This is a genomic window from Solwaraspora sp. WMMA2101 (assembly GCF_049179175.1).
In the GTDB taxonomy this organism is placed as follows: Bacteria; Actinomycetota; Actinomycetes; order Mycobacteriales; family Micromonosporaceae; genus Micromonospora_E.
On record NZ_JBMHMA010000006.1, the window covers coordinates 5252224 to 5267280 of the forward strand.

General features: G+C 64.5%; 10 protein-coding genes, 2 tRNA genes and 3 rRNA genes. 11 read left to right on the top strand and 4 right to left on the bottom strand.

Annotation, left to right across the window (positions count from 1 at the left end):
- The first annotated feature begins 91 nt into the window (after window positions 1-91).
- Together ACN28F_RS24905 and ACN28F_RS24910 are read left to right on the top strand one after the other, a co-directional pair.
- Window positions 92-850, top strand: coding sequence for an SDR family oxidoreductase (locus ACN28F_RS24905; RefSeq protein WP_421359956.1), 759 nt, complete (start codon window positions 92-94; stop codon window positions 848-850).
- A 26-nt stretch (window positions 851-876) separates the two neighbouring features.
- Window positions 877-1083: a tautomerase family protein gene (locus ACN28F_RS24910; RefSeq protein WP_289210277.1), complete on the top strand. Its 207-nt coding sequence runs from the start codon at window positions 877-879 to the stop codon at window positions 1081-1083.
- A gap of 90 nt (window positions 1084-1173) precedes the next feature.
- Here ACN28F_RS24910 and ACN28F_RS24915 read toward each other — a convergent pair whose 3' ends face one another.
- Entirely contained in the window at window positions 1174-1779 is a 606-nt protein-coding gene (locus tag ACN28F_RS24915; RefSeq protein ID WP_421359958.1) for a hypothetical protein, read from the bottom strand.
- Window positions 1780-2310: 531 nt separating this feature from the next.
- Window positions 2311-2384, bottom strand: a tRNA-Gly gene (locus tag ACN28F_RS24920).
- A gap of 169 nt (window positions 2385-2553) precedes the next feature.
- On the opposite strand from ACN28F_RS24920, the gene ACN28F_RS24925 reads away from it, so the two are divergent.
- The 6 genes from ACN28F_RS24925 (at window position 2554) to ACN28F_RS24950 (ending at window position 8011) form a co-directional block, all read left to right on the top strand.
- Window positions 2554-2627 (top strand) — tRNA-Pro (locus ACN28F_RS24925).
- 165 nt (window positions 2628-2792) lie between these two features.
- Window positions 2793-4145, top strand: a complete 1353-nt coding sequence (tig, locus tag ACN28F_RS24930; RefSeq protein WP_289210294.1) for a trigger factor — start codon at window positions 2793-2795, stop codon at window positions 4143-4145.
- A gap of 214 nt (window positions 4146-4359) precedes the next feature.
- Window positions 4360-5004: an ATP-dependent Clp protease proteolytic subunit gene (locus ACN28F_RS24935; protein ID WP_289210295.1), complete on the top strand. Its 645-nt coding sequence runs from the start codon at window positions 4360-4362 to the stop codon at window positions 5002-5004.
- Window positions 5005-5015: 11 nt separating this feature from the next.
- Window positions 5016-5678 (top strand): ATP-dependent Clp protease proteolytic subunit, encoded by a 663-nt coding sequence (locus ACN28F_RS24940; RefSeq protein ID WP_289210296.1) that lies wholly within the window; start codon window positions 5016-5018, stop codon window positions 5676-5678.
- A gap of 211 nt (window positions 5679-5889) precedes the next feature.
- Complete coding sequence (gene clpX / locus ACN28F_RS24945) at window positions 5890-7179, top strand: ATP-dependent Clp protease ATP-binding subunit ClpX (RefSeq protein WP_282228674.1); 1290 nt, start codon at window positions 5890-5892, stop codon at window positions 7177-7179.
- Between the two features lie 34 nt (window positions 7180-7213).
- On the top strand, window positions 7214-8011 hold the full coding sequence (locus ACN28F_RS24950) for a carbon-nitrogen hydrolase family protein (protein ID WP_289210297.1): 798 nt from the start codon (window positions 7214-7216) through the stop codon (window positions 8009-8011).
- 28 nt (window positions 8012-8039) lie between these two features.
- Here ACN28F_RS24950 and ACN28F_RS24955 read toward each other — a convergent pair whose 3' ends face one another.
- On the bottom strand, window positions 8040-8255 hold the full coding sequence (locus ACN28F_RS24955) for a hypothetical protein (RefSeq protein WP_289210298.1): 216 nt from the start codon (window positions 8253-8255) through the stop codon (window positions 8040-8042).
- A gap of 767 nt (window positions 8256-9022) precedes the next feature.
- On the opposite strand from ACN28F_RS24955, the gene ACN28F_RS24960 reads away from it, so the two are divergent.
- From ACN28F_RS24960 to rrf, 3 genes are all read left to right on the top strand, one after another.
- Window positions 9023-10539: ribosomal RNA gene (locus ACN28F_RS24960) — 16S ribosomal RNA — on the top strand.
- Window positions 10540-10893: 354 nt separating this feature from the next.
- Window positions 10894-14000: ribosomal RNA gene (locus ACN28F_RS24965) — 23S ribosomal RNA — on the top strand.
- A 75-nt stretch (window positions 14001-14075) separates the two neighbouring features.
- Window positions 14076-14192: ribosomal RNA gene (gene rrf / locus ACN28F_RS24970) — 5S ribosomal RNA — on the top strand.
- Together the 16S, 23S and 5S rRNA genes form the textbook arrangement of a ribosomal RNA operon.
- A gap of 107 nt (window positions 14193-14299) precedes the next feature.
- Here the strand turns inward: rrf and ACN28F_RS24975 are convergent.
- Window positions 14300-14983 (bottom strand): hypothetical protein, encoded by a 684-nt coding sequence (locus ACN28F_RS24975; protein ID WP_289210299.1) that lies wholly within the window; start codon window positions 14981-14983, stop codon window positions 14300-14302.
- Between the last annotated feature and the right edge of the window lie 74 nt (window positions 14984-15057).

The following is a 15057-nucleotide window of genomic DNA, read 5'->3' on the forward strand; positions in this document are numbered from 1 at the left end:
CGCCGCGCCGCGCCGTCGCAGCCAGGGATCGCGGATCCCCCGATCACCGGGTTGGTGCCTAACCGGCGGCCCGGCGGCGAAGGTAGGTGACATGAACACGTCCGGAAACACCATCTTCGTACCCGGTGCCACCTCCGGTATCGGACTGGCGCTTGCCCTACGGCTGCAGGCCGCCGGCAACACCGTCGTCATCGGCGGGCGGCGTGGCGACCTGCTCGACAAGCTCGCCGCCGACCACGGATTCGGGACCGTACGCATCGACACCGCCGACGCGGCGTCGATCGCGGCGGCGACCGCCGACGTCGTCGAGCGCTACCCGGAGCTGAACGTCCTGATCGCAATGGCCGGCATCATGCGGGCCGAGGACTGGACGGGCTCCGGCTTCCTCGCCGATGCCGAAGAGGTCGTCACCACCAATCTGCTCGGCCCGATCCGGCTGATCGCCGCCCTCACCGGGCACCTGCAGACCCGGCCCGACGCCACGATCGTCACGGTCTCGTCCGGCCTTGCGCACGTCCCGCTGCGGGTCACCCCTACCTACAACGCCACGAAGGCGGCGATCCACCAGCTCAGCGAGACCCTGCGCCTGCAGTTGGCGCCGGTCGGCGTACAGGTGATCGAGCTCGTGCCACCCGCCGTGCGGACCGCGCTGATGCGGGGCCACGAGACCTCGGACGCCGCGATGGCACTCGACGAGTTCGCCGACGAGGTGATGACCTTGATCGAGGCCGACCCGAAAGCCCACGAGATCCTGGTCGACCGGGTGAAGTTCCTCCGGCACGCCGAGGTCTGCGGCGACTACGACCAGGTTGTGACGACGCTCAACGCCACCGACCCGCACGCCCGCTGAACCAGCCGGTCAGAAAGGAAACCCCCATGCCGTACGCCAACCTCAAGGTCCCCGCCGACACACTCACCCCGGAGTCGAAGAAGAAGCTGCAGGACGCCGTCACCGACGCCTTCGTGGACGTGTACGGCGAACGCGCCCGGCCGACCACGTTGGTGATCCTCGAGGAGGTCACCGACGGCGGTTGGAGCCTGGGCGGCACCATCCTCAACGCGGAGCTCCTCGGTCGCAGTTGACCGACTCGGTCGCACACGTCGAAGGGCCGGACCCCGGGGTACGGGGTCCGGCCCTTCGACCTGTCTGCTGTGTCTGTGTCTGGTTCCGGGTCAGCTGTTCCAGTGCTGGGCGACGAGTTCGGCGGCCTGGGTCTCCCACTGGGCGTAGTGGTCCGGGTACGCCGACACCTGCACGGTCTGCGCGGCCTGGGTCAGCGGCATGTCCTGCCAGCCGTCGACGGCCTTCAGCCCGTTGAGGAACGCGGTGGTGGAGTATTCGACGTCGGTGATCTGCTCGACGGTGCCCCAGCCGGACGACGGCCGCTGCTGGAACAGGCCCTGCGAGTCGTGGTCGTTACGGTCACCCAGGTGGCCGAGGTTCTCCAGCTTCGACTCCTGCAGCGCGGTGGCGATCGCGACCACGGCGGCCCGCTCGTCCATGCCGGCCTTCTTCGTGGCGGCGATGATGCCCTTGACGTTGTCGGTCTGCTCGCTGCTCAGGTCGATGCGGGACTGTTCGCCCTGCACGCCGTGCGGGATGAGCTTGGCGGTGTCGACGCCGCTGTCGCTCGCGGCTGCGGCGGACACGGGTGCGGCGAGGGCGGTGGGGGCGTGGTCGGCGGCCAGGGCGGGGCCGGCGATCGCGCCGCCGGCCAGGGTGAGACCGGCGATGCCCAGGGCGGTGGTGCGCAGGGTGCGGGTGATGATCGTGGTCATGGGGGGTCCACCTTCCGTTTTCCGAGGGGGCACACCCGCCACCCGGGCCCCGGGAAGCGTGCCGGGGCGGGCGGTCGTGCGGGGTGTGCGGTAAACGGTCGTCCGGGTGGTACGGGGACGCGGCGGCGGCTACTCGCCCGCTCGGGGCTGGCCTTCCGTGCGTCGCGACAATGTACAACCATGCGGGCCGGCCGGCCATTCCCCGCAGTGGCCTCGCGGTCCGCCACGTCACCGACCGTGACGGCGCTGGACAGGGACACCCGTCCGGGCGATATACCTCAGAGGAATGATTATTCCTCTGAGGAATACTGTTCTACCGCAGTACCGGTCCGCCAGGACGCCCAGGCAGGTCGGAACGGGCAGGTGGAACGGGCAGGCATGCCGGGGGGCTGGCCGAAGCGGTCTACTGCGCGTCGCGGACCATGCACAACGACCCGGCCCGGCGGATCATTCCAGCCAGGCCCGCGGCACGCCCGCGACCGGGGATGGCAAGCGTTCGTAGAAACCGCCGCTGACCTGCGGTGGAGCTGGTGGAGCGGGCGACGAGAATCGAACTCGCGTAATCAGTTTGGAAGACTGAGGCTCTACCATTGAGCTACGCCCGCACGCACCTCGGCAGGCGAGGTGCAAGGTCCAGCGTACAAGTTCTGCCCGGATCGCCGCACAGGGGGTGTCGCCGGCAGGCGCGGCGGGGGCCGATCCGGCGTCGACGTCCCGCCCGGCGGATACCGGGCAGCGTGGTGGTTTGCCGACGGCATAGACTGATCGTCGCCACGGGGTGTGGCGCAGCTTGGTAGCGCACTCGCTTTGGGAGCGAGGGGCCGTGGGTTCAAATCCCGCCACCCCGACTGTCAGCCGCCGGCACGGGTGCCGGGTGCGGGTAGTCCGGCATGTCGGCATGCCTACACTCGATGGGCTGCGCCATGCCACGCGCCGGGGCGGCCCGCCCCGGGTAGCGCCCGGAGCCGACAGCGATGACCGGACAAGACTGACATGCATCAAGGAGTACGCCTGTGAAGAGCACCGTCGAGACCTTGAGCCCGACTCGGGTCCGGCTCGCCATCGAGGTGCCGTTCGTCGAGCTCGAACCGAGCCTGCGGAAGGCGTACCGGGAGATCTCCCAGCAGGTCACCATCCCCGGCTTCCGCAAGGGGAAGGTGCCCGCCGCGATCATCGACCAGCGGGTCGGTCGGGGCACCGTGCTGAACGAGGCCGTGCAGGAGGCGATCCCGCAGAACATCCTGGCCGCCATCCGTGAGCACGAGGTCAAGACCCTTGGCCGACCGGCGGTGGAGATCACCGATTTCACCGATGGTGAGGCATTGAAGTTCACCGCCGAGGTGGACGTGCGTCCGCAGCTGACCCTGCCGGACCTGAGCGCCGTCGAGGTCACCGTCGACGAGCTGCAGATCGACGACAGTGAGATCGAGGACCAGATCGGCAACCTGCGGGAGCGGTTCGCCACGCTGAAGACCGTGGAGCGTCCGGCCCAGGAGGGCGACTACGTCCAGATCGACCTGGCAGCGACGGTCGACGGCGAGGAGGTGCCGGGCGGTTCGGCCACCAACCTGTCGCACGAGGTCGGCAGCAAGCAGCTGTTGCCGGGTCTGGACGAGGTGCTCGTCGGGATGTCGGCCGGTGCGGCCACCAGCTTCGTCACCCAGCTCGTGGGCGGTGACTTCGCCGGCCGTGACGCCGACGTCGCGGTGACCGTGCGGACGGTCAAGGAGAAGCAGCTGCCGGAGCTTGACGACGCGTTCGCCCAGATGGCCAGCGAGTTCGACACCATCGAGGAGCTGCGCGGCGACCTGCGTCAGCGGGTCGAGCGGGTCAAGCGGGTCGAGCAGATCTACGCCGCCCGGGACAAGGCGCTCGACCAGTTGGTCGAGGCGGCCGAGGTCCCGGCACCGGACGGCGTGGTCAGCGAGGAGGTCGAGCACCGCAAGCAGGCGATGACCGACCAGCTGGAGCGCATCGGCGCCTCCTGGGACGATTACCTGGCCTCCGAGGAGAAGTCCGAGGCCGACATCGACGCCGAGCTGACCGAGGCGGCCGGCAAGGCGGTGAAGATCCAGCTGCTGCTGGACACCCTCGCCGACGCCGAGGACGTGCAGGTCTCCGACGACGAGTTCGGTCACGAGATCGTGCACCGCGCCCAGCGGGCCGGGATGGCGCCGCAGCAGTACTACGACCAGTTGGCCCGCTCCGGTGCGGCAGGCGCGGTCTACGGCGATGTCCGCCGGGGCAAGGCCCTCGGTCTGGTGATGGAGCGGATCACGATGAAGGACTCTGCCGGCAACCCGATCAGCATGGACGCCATCCGGGAGGCCAACGAGGCCGAGCACGACCACGGGCACGACCACTGACGGTGACCCATCTTGCTGTCACCCGGTACGTCGGTGCCGGGTGACAGCTGTTTGGTGGTCCGTCCGGTGGCTGGCGTCCAGCGCCGGTATTCCCTGCGACGGCGTGTCGCCGTACCCCCTGCGCTGTAAGCGAACAGCACCCTGAGAACGGCGCCCGGCCCGTTCGGAACGGTTAATGTCGGGCCTAACGACGCACGGAGAGCGAAGGGCTGCCATGACCGATCTGCACATCCCAGCTATGCCCATCCGGGTGAGCGAGGCCCGCGGCGGTGACTCACTCAGTGGCAACCTCGACGACACGGTCTTCAACCGGCTGCTCAAGGAGCGGATCATCTTCCTCGGCAGCGAGGTGACCGACCAGGTGGCGAACCGCATCTGCGCCCAGCTGCTGCTGCTGGCGGCGGAGGACCCGGAGCGGGACATCAACCTCTACATCAACTCGCCGGGCGGGTCGGTCTACTCCGGCATGGCGATCTACGACACCATGCAGTACATCACCAACGATGTCGCGACCATCGCGATGGGCATGGCCGCGTCCATGGGCCAGCTGCTGCTCTGCGCGGGCGCGCCGGGCAAGCGGTACGCCCTGCCGCACGCCCGGATCATGATGCACCAGCCGTCCGGTGGGATGGGCGGGACGGCGTCGGACATCGCCATCCAGGCGGAGCAGATGCTCTACACCAAGCGGATGTTCCAGGAGCGGGTGGCGTTCCACACCGGCCAGGACCCCGAGCAGATCGAGGCCGACTCGGACCGTGACCGGTGGTTCACCGCCGCCGAGGCGCTCGACTACGGTTTCATCGACCGGGTGATCACAGGAGCCACGCAGGTCCCGACCGGCGCCGGCACCCGCAACTGAGGAAGGCGACGATGACTGACTTGACCATGCCGCCCGGGTTCGGGCCGGTGCACAACCGGTACGTCCTGCCGTCGTTCGTGGAGCGCACCTCGTACGGGATCAAGGAGTCGAACCCGTACAACAAGCTCTTCGAGGACCGGATCATCTTCCTCGGCGTACAGGTGGACGACGCGTCGGCCAACGACGTGATGGCCCAGCTGCTGACCCTGGAGGGCACCGACCCGGACCGGGACATCATCATGTACATCAACTCGCCGGGCGGGTCGTTCACCGCGATGACGGCGATCTACGACACGATGCAGTACGTCCGGCCGGACATCATGACGGTCTGCCTGGGGCAGGCGGCCAGCGCCGCCGCGGTGCTGCTCGCCGCCGGTACGCCGGGTAAGCGGATGGCGTTGCCGAACTCGCGGATCATCATCCACCAGCCGGCCACCGAGGGTGGGTACGGGCAGGGCTCGGACATCGAGATCCAGGCCCGGGAGATCCTGCGGATGCGGACCCAGCTGGAGGACATGCTCTCCCGGCACTGCAACCGGCCGGTCGATCTGGTCCGCAAGGACATCGACCGTGACAAGATCATGACGGCGGAGGAGTCCCGCGAGTACGGGCTGGTCGACACCATCCTGACCAGCCGCAAGAAGGGTCTGCTGGCCGCCAGCGCGGCCAGCTGATGACGTACGGTCAGAGGTCGGCCGGTCGGTGAGTAGACTGGCCGACCTCTGACACACCCGATTTTGGGGGTCGGAGTTTGCCCCGCCAGCGGGTAACGTCGAGATGCACCGTCTGACGGAGTTGACCGGCGGCAGGTGTTCGACACTGACGAGGCAGACCCGTCCAAGGCCAGGGCCGGCGTGACCGGCCGAGAGCGCAGGGAGAACGTAGGTGGCACGGATCGGCGACGGCGGCGACCTACTCAAGTGCTCCTTCTGCGGCAAGTCGCAGAAGCAGGTCAAGAAACTCATCGCGGGCCCAGGGGTCTACATCTGCGACGAGTGCATCGACCTCTGTAACGAGATCATCGAGGAGGAGCTGGCCGAGTCCGGCGAGGTGAAGTGGGAAGAGCTTCCCAAGCCGATGGAGATCTGCCAGTTCCTCGACTCGTACGTGGTCGGCCAGGACCACGCGAAGAAGGCCCTCGCGGTTGCGGTCTACAACCACTACAAGCGCATCCAGGCAGACGCCGCCGGCGCGCCGGGTGCCAACGACGCCGTCGAGGTCGCCAAGTCCAACATCCTGCTGATCGGCCCGACCGGGTGCGGCAAGACGCACCTGGCGCAGACGTTGGCCCGGATGCTCAACGTGCCGTTCGCCATCGCTGACGCGACCGCCCTCACCGAGGCCGGCTACGTCGGCGAGGACGTCGAGAACATCCTGCTCAAGCTGATCCAGGCGGCCGACTACGACATCAAACGGGCCGAGACGGGGATCATCTACATCGACGAGGTCGACAAGATCGCCCGCAAGTCCGAGAACCCGTCGATCACCCGGGACGTCTCCGGTGAAGGTGTCCAGCAGGCGCTGTTGAAGATCCTCGAGGGGACCGTCGCCAACGTTCCGCCGCAGGGCGGGCGTAAGCACCCCCACCAGGAGTTCATCCAGATCGACACCACCAACGTGCTGTTCATCTGCGGCGGCGCCTTCGCCGGGCTGGACCGGATCATCGAGTCACGGACCGGCCAGGGCGGGACCGGCTTCGGTGCCCGGCTGCGAGCGGTGTCCGAACGCTCCACTGACGACATCCTGACCCAGGTCATGCCCGAAGACATGCTCAAGTTCGGGCTGATCCCGGAGTTCATCGGCCGACTCCCGGTGATCACGAACGTGCGGAGTCTCGACCGCGAGGCACTGGTCAGCATCCTGACTCAGCCGCGCAACGCGCTTGTGCGCCAGTACCAGCGGCTGTTCGAGCTGGACAACGTCGAGTTGGAGTTCGATCCCGGTGCGTTGGAGGCGATCGCCGACCAGGCGATGCTGCGCGGCACCGGCGCCCGTGGGCTGCGCGCGATCATGGAGGAGGTGCTGCTCTCCGTGATGTACGAGGTGCCCAGCAACCCGGACGCAGCCCGGGTGCTCATCACCCGCGAGGCCGTCCTGGAGAACGTCAACCCGACCATCGTGCCGCGGGAGTTCACCGGCCGGCGTCGCCGCGACCGCGAGGAGAAGTCGGCCTAGCGGCGGCCTGCGGGGACGGGCAGGGGGAATCGCGGTGCGCGTCGCCGTCTGTCAGCTCAACAGCGGTGCCGACCAGGCGGCGAACCTGGCCGCCGCGCGCGCCGCGTTGGAGTCGGCCGCCGCCGGCGGCGCAGACCTCGCCGTCCTCCCCGAGTACGTCGACTACCTGGGCACCGCCGCCGGTCTGCCCGATCCGGAGCCGGTCGACGGCACCGTCGGCCGATTCTTCGCCGACGCCGCTCGTGCGCTCGGCATCTGGGTGGTTGTCGGCTCGTTTCACGAGCGCGGGCCGGACCCCACTCACACGTACAACACCTGCCTGGTATTCGACCGCAGCGGCGGGCTGGTCGCGACCTACCGCAAGATCCATCTGTACGACGTGGAGATCCCCGGCCGCGTGTCGTACCACGAGTCGCGCAACGTCGCTCCCGGAAGCGATCTCGTCGTGGTCGACTGCGAAGGCGTACGGCTGGGCCTGTCCATCTGTTACGACCTGCGGTTTCCCGAGCTGTACCGACGGTTGGCCGCTGTCGAGGGCGCCCAGGTGCTGGTGGTGCCGGCGGCCTTCATGGTGCACACCGGCCGGGACCACTGGGAGGTCCTGCTGCGGGCCAGGGCCATCGAGAACCAGTGCTACGTCCTGGCCGCCGGGCAGATCGGCAGCCATGATCCCGGGCGTACCTGCTTCGGACGCAGCATGGTCGTCGACCCGTGGGGGACGGTGCTGGCCCAGGCACCGGACATGGTCACAGTCGTCCTCGCCGACGTCGACCCCGACCGGCTGGCGACCATCCGTGCCGAGCTGCCCAGCCTGGCAAACCGTCGACTCTGAGCTTGGGGGGAGTCGGCTCGCCGGCGGGTCAGCGGCCGGCGGTCAGTACGCCGAGCACCGCGAGCCCGAGGATCGCGCCGGCGATGATCAACATGGCGTTGGTCATGCGGGATCGTCCCCGTCGGGCGAGTCGACGGACCGACACGACTACCGCGAGCACCACCACTGTCCCGATCACGAGTTGCCAGAAGGGCAACAGCAGAGCGGAGATGGCGTCGATGGCGAGTGGTCCTTCGACTGGCATGGACTCACTCTGACACGTGGGTGACCTCGGCGGGTGACCCCGGCACGGTCATGTTGGTGCGTCAGCGGCAACCCGAACGGGGTCGTCGACATGGTGCCCGGCGTCGGCGGCGGCGCGTCCCCGTACGTCGAGTACCTCGGCCCGACCGGCTCTGACCTGTGCAAACTCGGCGAGCAAAGATATCCGTCATGATCGATTTGCGTTCCTGCGCCGAGCCGCGTAACTTTCTCTCTGTCAGCGCGACACGGACAAAACGGCCGAAACGCTGACAGCAGGATGGGGCGGGAGACCGCCGAACCATACTGCACCGGGTGGTGCGACTCGCCGGGACACCGGACTTGAGATTGCGAAACCAACCGGGTAAGGTAGGAAGCCGGCAGGGAGCCGGGCCGAGCCTCGGGATCGAGGAGGGCCGGTCTGCCGGACACCCCGACCACGAACAGCCGTTCAGCGGCTGAGCGAAGCGCGGGGACTTCCGGGTGGTGCGGCAGGAGCCGAAACTGGTTCTTGACACCGCGAAGCCAACCGGGTAAGGTAGAGAAGTTGCCCGGCGGAAGTCGGGTGGGACGGATGGCCCTGGTGGGGTTGCCTGCTTGGTGTGGGTGGTTCTGCTGGTGTGTGTTTGTTCTTTGAGAACTCAACAGGGTGCTTGATAAGCCAGTGCCAAAGTTTGTTTGGTTCCCGGCTGGTTGACTGCTGCTTTGGTGGTGGTTTTCTGGTTGGTGATTCCTTGGCATTTTATATGCCGGGTTTGATTCTCTAAATTTTTGTTGGAGAGTTTGATCCTGGCTCAGGACGAACGCTGGCGGCGTGCTTAACACATGCAAGTCGAGCGGAAAGGCCCTTCGGGGTACTCGAGCGGCGAACGGGTGAGTAACACGTGAGCAATCTGCCCCAGGCTTTGGGATAACCCCGGGAAACCGGGGCTAATACCGAATATTACATGCTGCCGCATGGTGGTGTGTGGAAAGTTTTTCGGCTTGGGATGGGCTCGCGGCCTATCAGCTTGTTGGTGGGGTAATGGCCTACCAAGGCGACGACGGGTAGCCGGCCTGAGAGGGCGACCGGCCACACTGGGACTGAGACACGGCCCAGACTCCTACGGGAGGCAGCAGTGGGGAATATTGCACAATGGGCGGAAGCCTGATGCAGCGACGCCGCGTGAGGGATGACGGCCTTCGGGTTGTAAACCTCTTTCAGCAGGGACGAAGCGCAAGTGACGGTACCTGCAGAAGAAGCGCCGGCCAACTACGTGCCAGCAGCCGCGGTAAGACGTAGGGCGCGAGCGTTGTCCGGATTTATTGGGCGTAAAGAGCTCGTAGGCGGCTTGTCGCGTCGACTGTGAAAACCCACAGCTCAACTGTGGGCTTGCAGTCGATACGGGCAGGCTAGAGTTCGGTAGGGGAGACTGGAATTCCTGGTGTAGCGGTGAAATGCGCAGATATCAGGAGGAACACCGGTGGCGAAGGCGGGTCTCTGGGCCGATACTGACGCTGAGGAGCGAAAGCGTGGGGAGCGAACAGGATTAGATACCCTGGTAGTCCACGCTGTAAACGTTGGGCGCTAGGTGTGGGGGGCCTCTCCGGTTCTCTGTGCCGCAGCTAACGCATTAAGCGCCCCGCCTGGGGAGTACGGCCGCAAGGCTAAAACTCAAAGGAATTGACGGGGGCCCGCACAAGCGGCGGAGCATGCGGATTAATTCGATGCAACGCGAAGAACCTTACCTGGGTTTGACATGGCCGCAAAACCTGCAGAGATGTGGGGTCCTTCGGGGGCGGTCACAGGTGGTGCATGGCTGTCGTCAGCTCGTGTCGTGAGATGTTGGGTTAAGTCCCGCAACGAGCGCAACCCTCGTTCGATGTTGCCAGCGCGTTATGGCGGGGACTCATCGAAGACTGCCGGGGTCAACTCGGAGGAAGGTGGGGATGACGTCAAGTCATCATGCCCCTTATGTCCAGGGCTTCACGCATGCTACAATGGCCGGTACAATGGGCTGCGATACCGTGAGGTGGAGCGAATCCCAAAAAGCCGGTCTCAGTTCGGATCGGGGTCTGCAACTCGACCCCGTGAAGTCGGAGTCGCTAGTAATCGCAGATCAGCAACGCTGCGGTGAATACGTTCCCGGGCCTTGTACACACCGCCCGTCACGTCACGAAAGTCGGCAACACCCGAAGCCGGTGGCCCAACCCCTTGTGGGAGGGAGCTGTCGAAGGTGGGGCTGGCGATTGGGACGAAGTCGTAACAAGGTAGCCGTACCGGAAGGTGCGGCTGGATCACCTCCTTTCTAAGGAGCGCTCTCCCGGCGAAGGTCGGGTAGGGAGCCTGCCGCCTCCGAGTGTGGGGTGGGGGTGCTCATTTGGCGGAGACACTGGTGAGTTCGTGTCGGCAACGGCTGATGCTGCTGGTACTGCTTCTGCTTTCGGGTGGGGGTGTGGAGAGTGGTGTTGGTGCGGCTGGTGTGAATGTAGAGCATCCTGTTGGGTCCTGAGGGAACAAGCCACGTGTGGGTTGTTGTCTTGGTGTGCCAGGCATGGCCTGGTCTCGCATACCGGCTGCCGGTTGGTGGTGCTGGTGTGGGGCTTGGGGTTGTGGGTTGGTCGTTTGTTGAGAATTACACAGTGGACGCGAGCATCTTTGTGGTCAAGTTGTCAAGGGCGAACGGTGGATGCCTTGGCACTAGGAGCCGATGAAGGACGTGGGAGGCCGCGATAGGCCTGGGGGAGCTGTCAACCAAGCTGTGATCCCAGGGTGTCCGAATGGGGAAACCTGGCATCAGTCATGTGGTGTCACCTGCACCTGAACTCATAGGGTGTGTGGAGGGAACGCGGGGAAGTGAAACATCTCAGTACCCGCAGGAAGAGAAAACAACAGTGATTCCGTGAGTAGTGGCGAGCGAAAGCGGATGAGGCTAAACCGGCTGCGTGTGATACCTGTCAGGGGTTGCGTGGTCGGGGTTGTGGGACTCTGCTGATCGGACTGACATCCGGTCGAGAAGTTACAAAGCCAGTTGCTAGCCGAATGGTGTGGAAAAGCCAACCGTAGGCGGTGATAGTCCGGTAGGTGAAAGTGGCTGGTCTTCTGTGGATGTTCCCGAGTAGCGGCGGACCCCTGAAATCTGCCGTGAATCTGCCAGGACCACCTGGTAAGCCTAAATACTTCCTAGTGACCGATAGCGGACGAGTACCGTGAGGGAATGGTGAAAAGTACCCCGGGAGGGGAGTGAAATAGTACCTGAAACCGTTCGCCTACAATCCGTCGGAGCCTTTAGGGGTGACGGCGTGCCTTTTGAAGAATGAGCCTGCGAGTTAGTGGCATGTGGCGAGGTTAACCCGTGTGGGGTAGCCGTAGCGAAAGCGAGTCTTAATAGGGCGTTGAGTCGCATGTTCTAGACCCGAAGCGGAGTGATCTAGCCATGGGCAGGCTGAAGCGCGGGTAAGACCGCGTGGAGGGCCGAACCCACCAACGTTGAAAAGTTGGGGGATGACCTGTGGTTAGGGGTGAAAGGCCAATCAAACTCCGTGATAGCTGGTTCTCCCCGAAATGCATTTAGGTGCAGCGTCGCGTGTTTCTTGCCGGAGGTAGAGCACTGGATGGTCTAGGGGGCCTACAAGCTTACCGAAATCAGCTAAACTCCGAATGCCGGTAAGTGAGAGCGCGGCAGTGAGACTGCGGGGGATAAGCTTCGTAGTCGAGAGGGAAACAGCCCAGATCGCCAGCTAAGGCCCCTAAGCGTGTGCTAAGTGGAAAAGGATGTGGGGTCGCTTAGACAACCAGGAGGTTGGCTTAGAAGCAGCCACCCTTTAAAGAGTGCGTAATAGCTCACTGGTCAAGTGGTTCCGCGCCGACAATGTAGCGGGGCTCAAGCACACCGCCGAAGCTGTGGCATTCACGCGTGTACTTCGCTGATTCTCTTCGGAGGGTTGGTGCAGGTGTGTGGATGGGTAGGGGAGCGTCGTGCCGGGGGTGAAGCAGCGGGGTGACCCAGCTGTGGACGCGGCACGAGTGAGAATGCAGGCATGAGTAGCGAAAGAAGGGTGAGAAACCCTTCCGCCGGATGACCAAGGGTTCCAGGGCCAGGCTAATCCGCCCTGGGTGAGTCGGGACCTAAGGCGAGGCCGAGAGGCGTAGTCGATGGACAACGGGTTGATATTCCCGTACCCGCGAAGGAGCGCCCATGATGAACCTCGTTGTGCTAACTGCCCGAACTTGGTGAGGTTTTCGGACTGATCTGAGGGAGCGCGGGAACCTGGCGGGTAGTAGTCAAGCGATGGGGTGACGCAGGAAGGTAGCTGATCCCGGCCGGTGGTTGTGCCGGGGTAAGCGTGTAGGCCGTACCATAGGTAAATCCGTGGTGCATGAGGCTGAGACGTGATGCCGAGCCGATTCAGGTGAAGTCAGTGATCCTATGCTGCCGAGAAAAGCCTCTAGCGAGCTTCTAGCGGCCCGTACCCCAAACCGACACAGGTGGTCAGGTAGAGAATACCGAGGCGATCGGGCGAACTGTGGTTAAGGAACTCGGCAAATTGCCCCCGTAACTTAGGGAGAAGGGGGGCCGGAGACGTGAAGCCCCTTGCGGGTGGAGCGTTGTATGGCCGCAGAGACCAGGGGAAAGCGACTGTTTACTAAAAACACAGGTCCATGCGAAGAAGTAATTCGATGTATATGGACTGACGCCTGCCCGGTGCTGGAACGTTAAGGGGACCGGTTAGCTCTTCGGGGCGAAGCTGAGAACTTAAGCGCCAGTAAACGGCGGTGGTAACTATAACCATCCTAAGGTAGCGAAATTCCTTGTCGGGTAAGTTCCGACCTGCACGAATGGCGTAACGACTTTCCTACTGTCTCAACCACAGGCCCGGCGAAATTGCAGTACGAGTAAAGATGCTCGTTACGCGCGGCAGGACGGAAAGACCCCGGGACCTTTACTATAGCTTGACATTGGCACTCGAATTAGCTTGTGTAGGATAGGTGGGAGACTGTGAAGCTGGTACGCCAGTATCGGTGGAGTCATTGTTGAAATACCACTCTGGTTGATTTGGGTTTCTAACTTCGGACCGTGATCCGGTTCAGGGACAGTGTCTGGTGGGTAGTTTAACTGGGGCGGTTGCCTCCTAAAGAGTAACGGAGGCGCCCAAAGGTTCCCTCATCCTGGTTGGCAATCAGGTGTTGAGTGTAAGTGCACAAGGGAGCTTGACTGTGAGACTGACAGGTCGAGCAGGGACGAAAGTCGGGACTAGTGATCCGGCACTTGCGTGTGGAAGCGGTGTCGCTCAACGGATAAAAGGTACCCCGGGGATAACAGGCTGATCTTCCCCAAGAGTCCATATCGACGGGATGGTTTGGCACCTCGATGTCGGCTCGTCGCATCCTGGGGCTGTAGCAGGTCCCAAGGGTTGGGCTGTTCGCCCATTAAAGCGGTACGCGAGCTGGGTTTAGAACGTCGTGAGACAGTTCGGTCCCTATCCGCCGCGCGCGTAGGATACTTGAGAAGGGCTGTCCCTAGTACGAGAGGACCGGGACGGACGAACCTCTGGTGTGCCAGTTGTCCCGCCAGGGGCACGGCTGGTTGGCTACGTTCGGAAGGGATAACCGCTGAAAGCATCTAAGCGGGAAGCTCGCTTCAAGATGAGGTGTCCCACCCACTTGATGGGGTAAGGCTCCCAGTAGATGACTGGGTTGATAGGCCGGAGATGTAAGCCAGGTAACTGGTTCAGTTGACCGGTACTAATAGGCCGAGGACTTGACTTCGAAGGTGTACGCGTCCACTGTGTGATTCTGGGCAAACGAACATTCCTGTGGGTGTGTTTGGTTTGTTGTTAGGGTTACGGCGGTTATGGCGGAGGGGAAACGCCCGGTTACATTCCGAACCCGGTAGCTAAGCTCTCCAGCGCCGATGGTACTGCACTCGTGAGGGTGTGGGAGAGTAGGTCACCGCCGGACATCTTTATACTTCAGGGCCACCCGTTTCGGGTGGCCCTGAAGTGTTTCTGGCCTGAAGTGTTTTCCGGCAGGGGAGGGCGCTCCGCGCGCCCCAACGACACCGTTCCTCAGTCTCGTTGCTGAATGTCGTCGCGTAGCTGCGCCAGCAGGTCAGCGGCCTCGTCCACGGTCCGGCCAGGGAACAGCGCCACCGCGATGCTGCCGTGGTCGGCCCAACCGCAGACCGGCATCTCCTCGGCATCGGCCGGCGTGCTGCCGCATTTCATCACCCCGCCGTACCGGCCGGCCGGCACACTGTGCAGCCCGGAGACGGCGCCCTCCTCGTCGCCGACCAGGCCGATCAGTGTGTCCAGGTCCCGTTCCGGTGACCAGAGCATCGTGGTGCCGCCAAAGAACAGCACACTGCGGTCCGGGTCGGCCGGGTCGCGGTAGACGACGGCGGAGCTGTGGTCAAGATCGATGCCGGCAGCGAACGCGCTGTGCAGGTACTCGGCGGTGTCGCGGGCCGACGCGCTGTTGTCGCGGACCAGTCCGGCGGCCTCCGGCGTCGGCAGCAGGGTGGCGTCCTTCTGCTGCAGGATGCGCAGCGTGGCGGAGCCGAACAGTCCCGCGCCGAGCAGACCGGTGGCGACCACCGCACCGATCACGATCCGCCGGGTACGGCGGGTCCGAGGCTCGCGGTCGGAGCCGTCGCCGGGATCCTGGCCGGCGGCGTCACGGGCCGGTGGGGTGACGTCCACTGGCTCGGGGTCCTGGTGGGCCCGCCGGCCGCCGAAGATGTCGTCGACCATTGCGCCACCGTACGTCACCGGGGCGGCCTGTCCGGGCCTGGGTCAATTCGGGTGTGGCGGCTCCGTAAACTCGA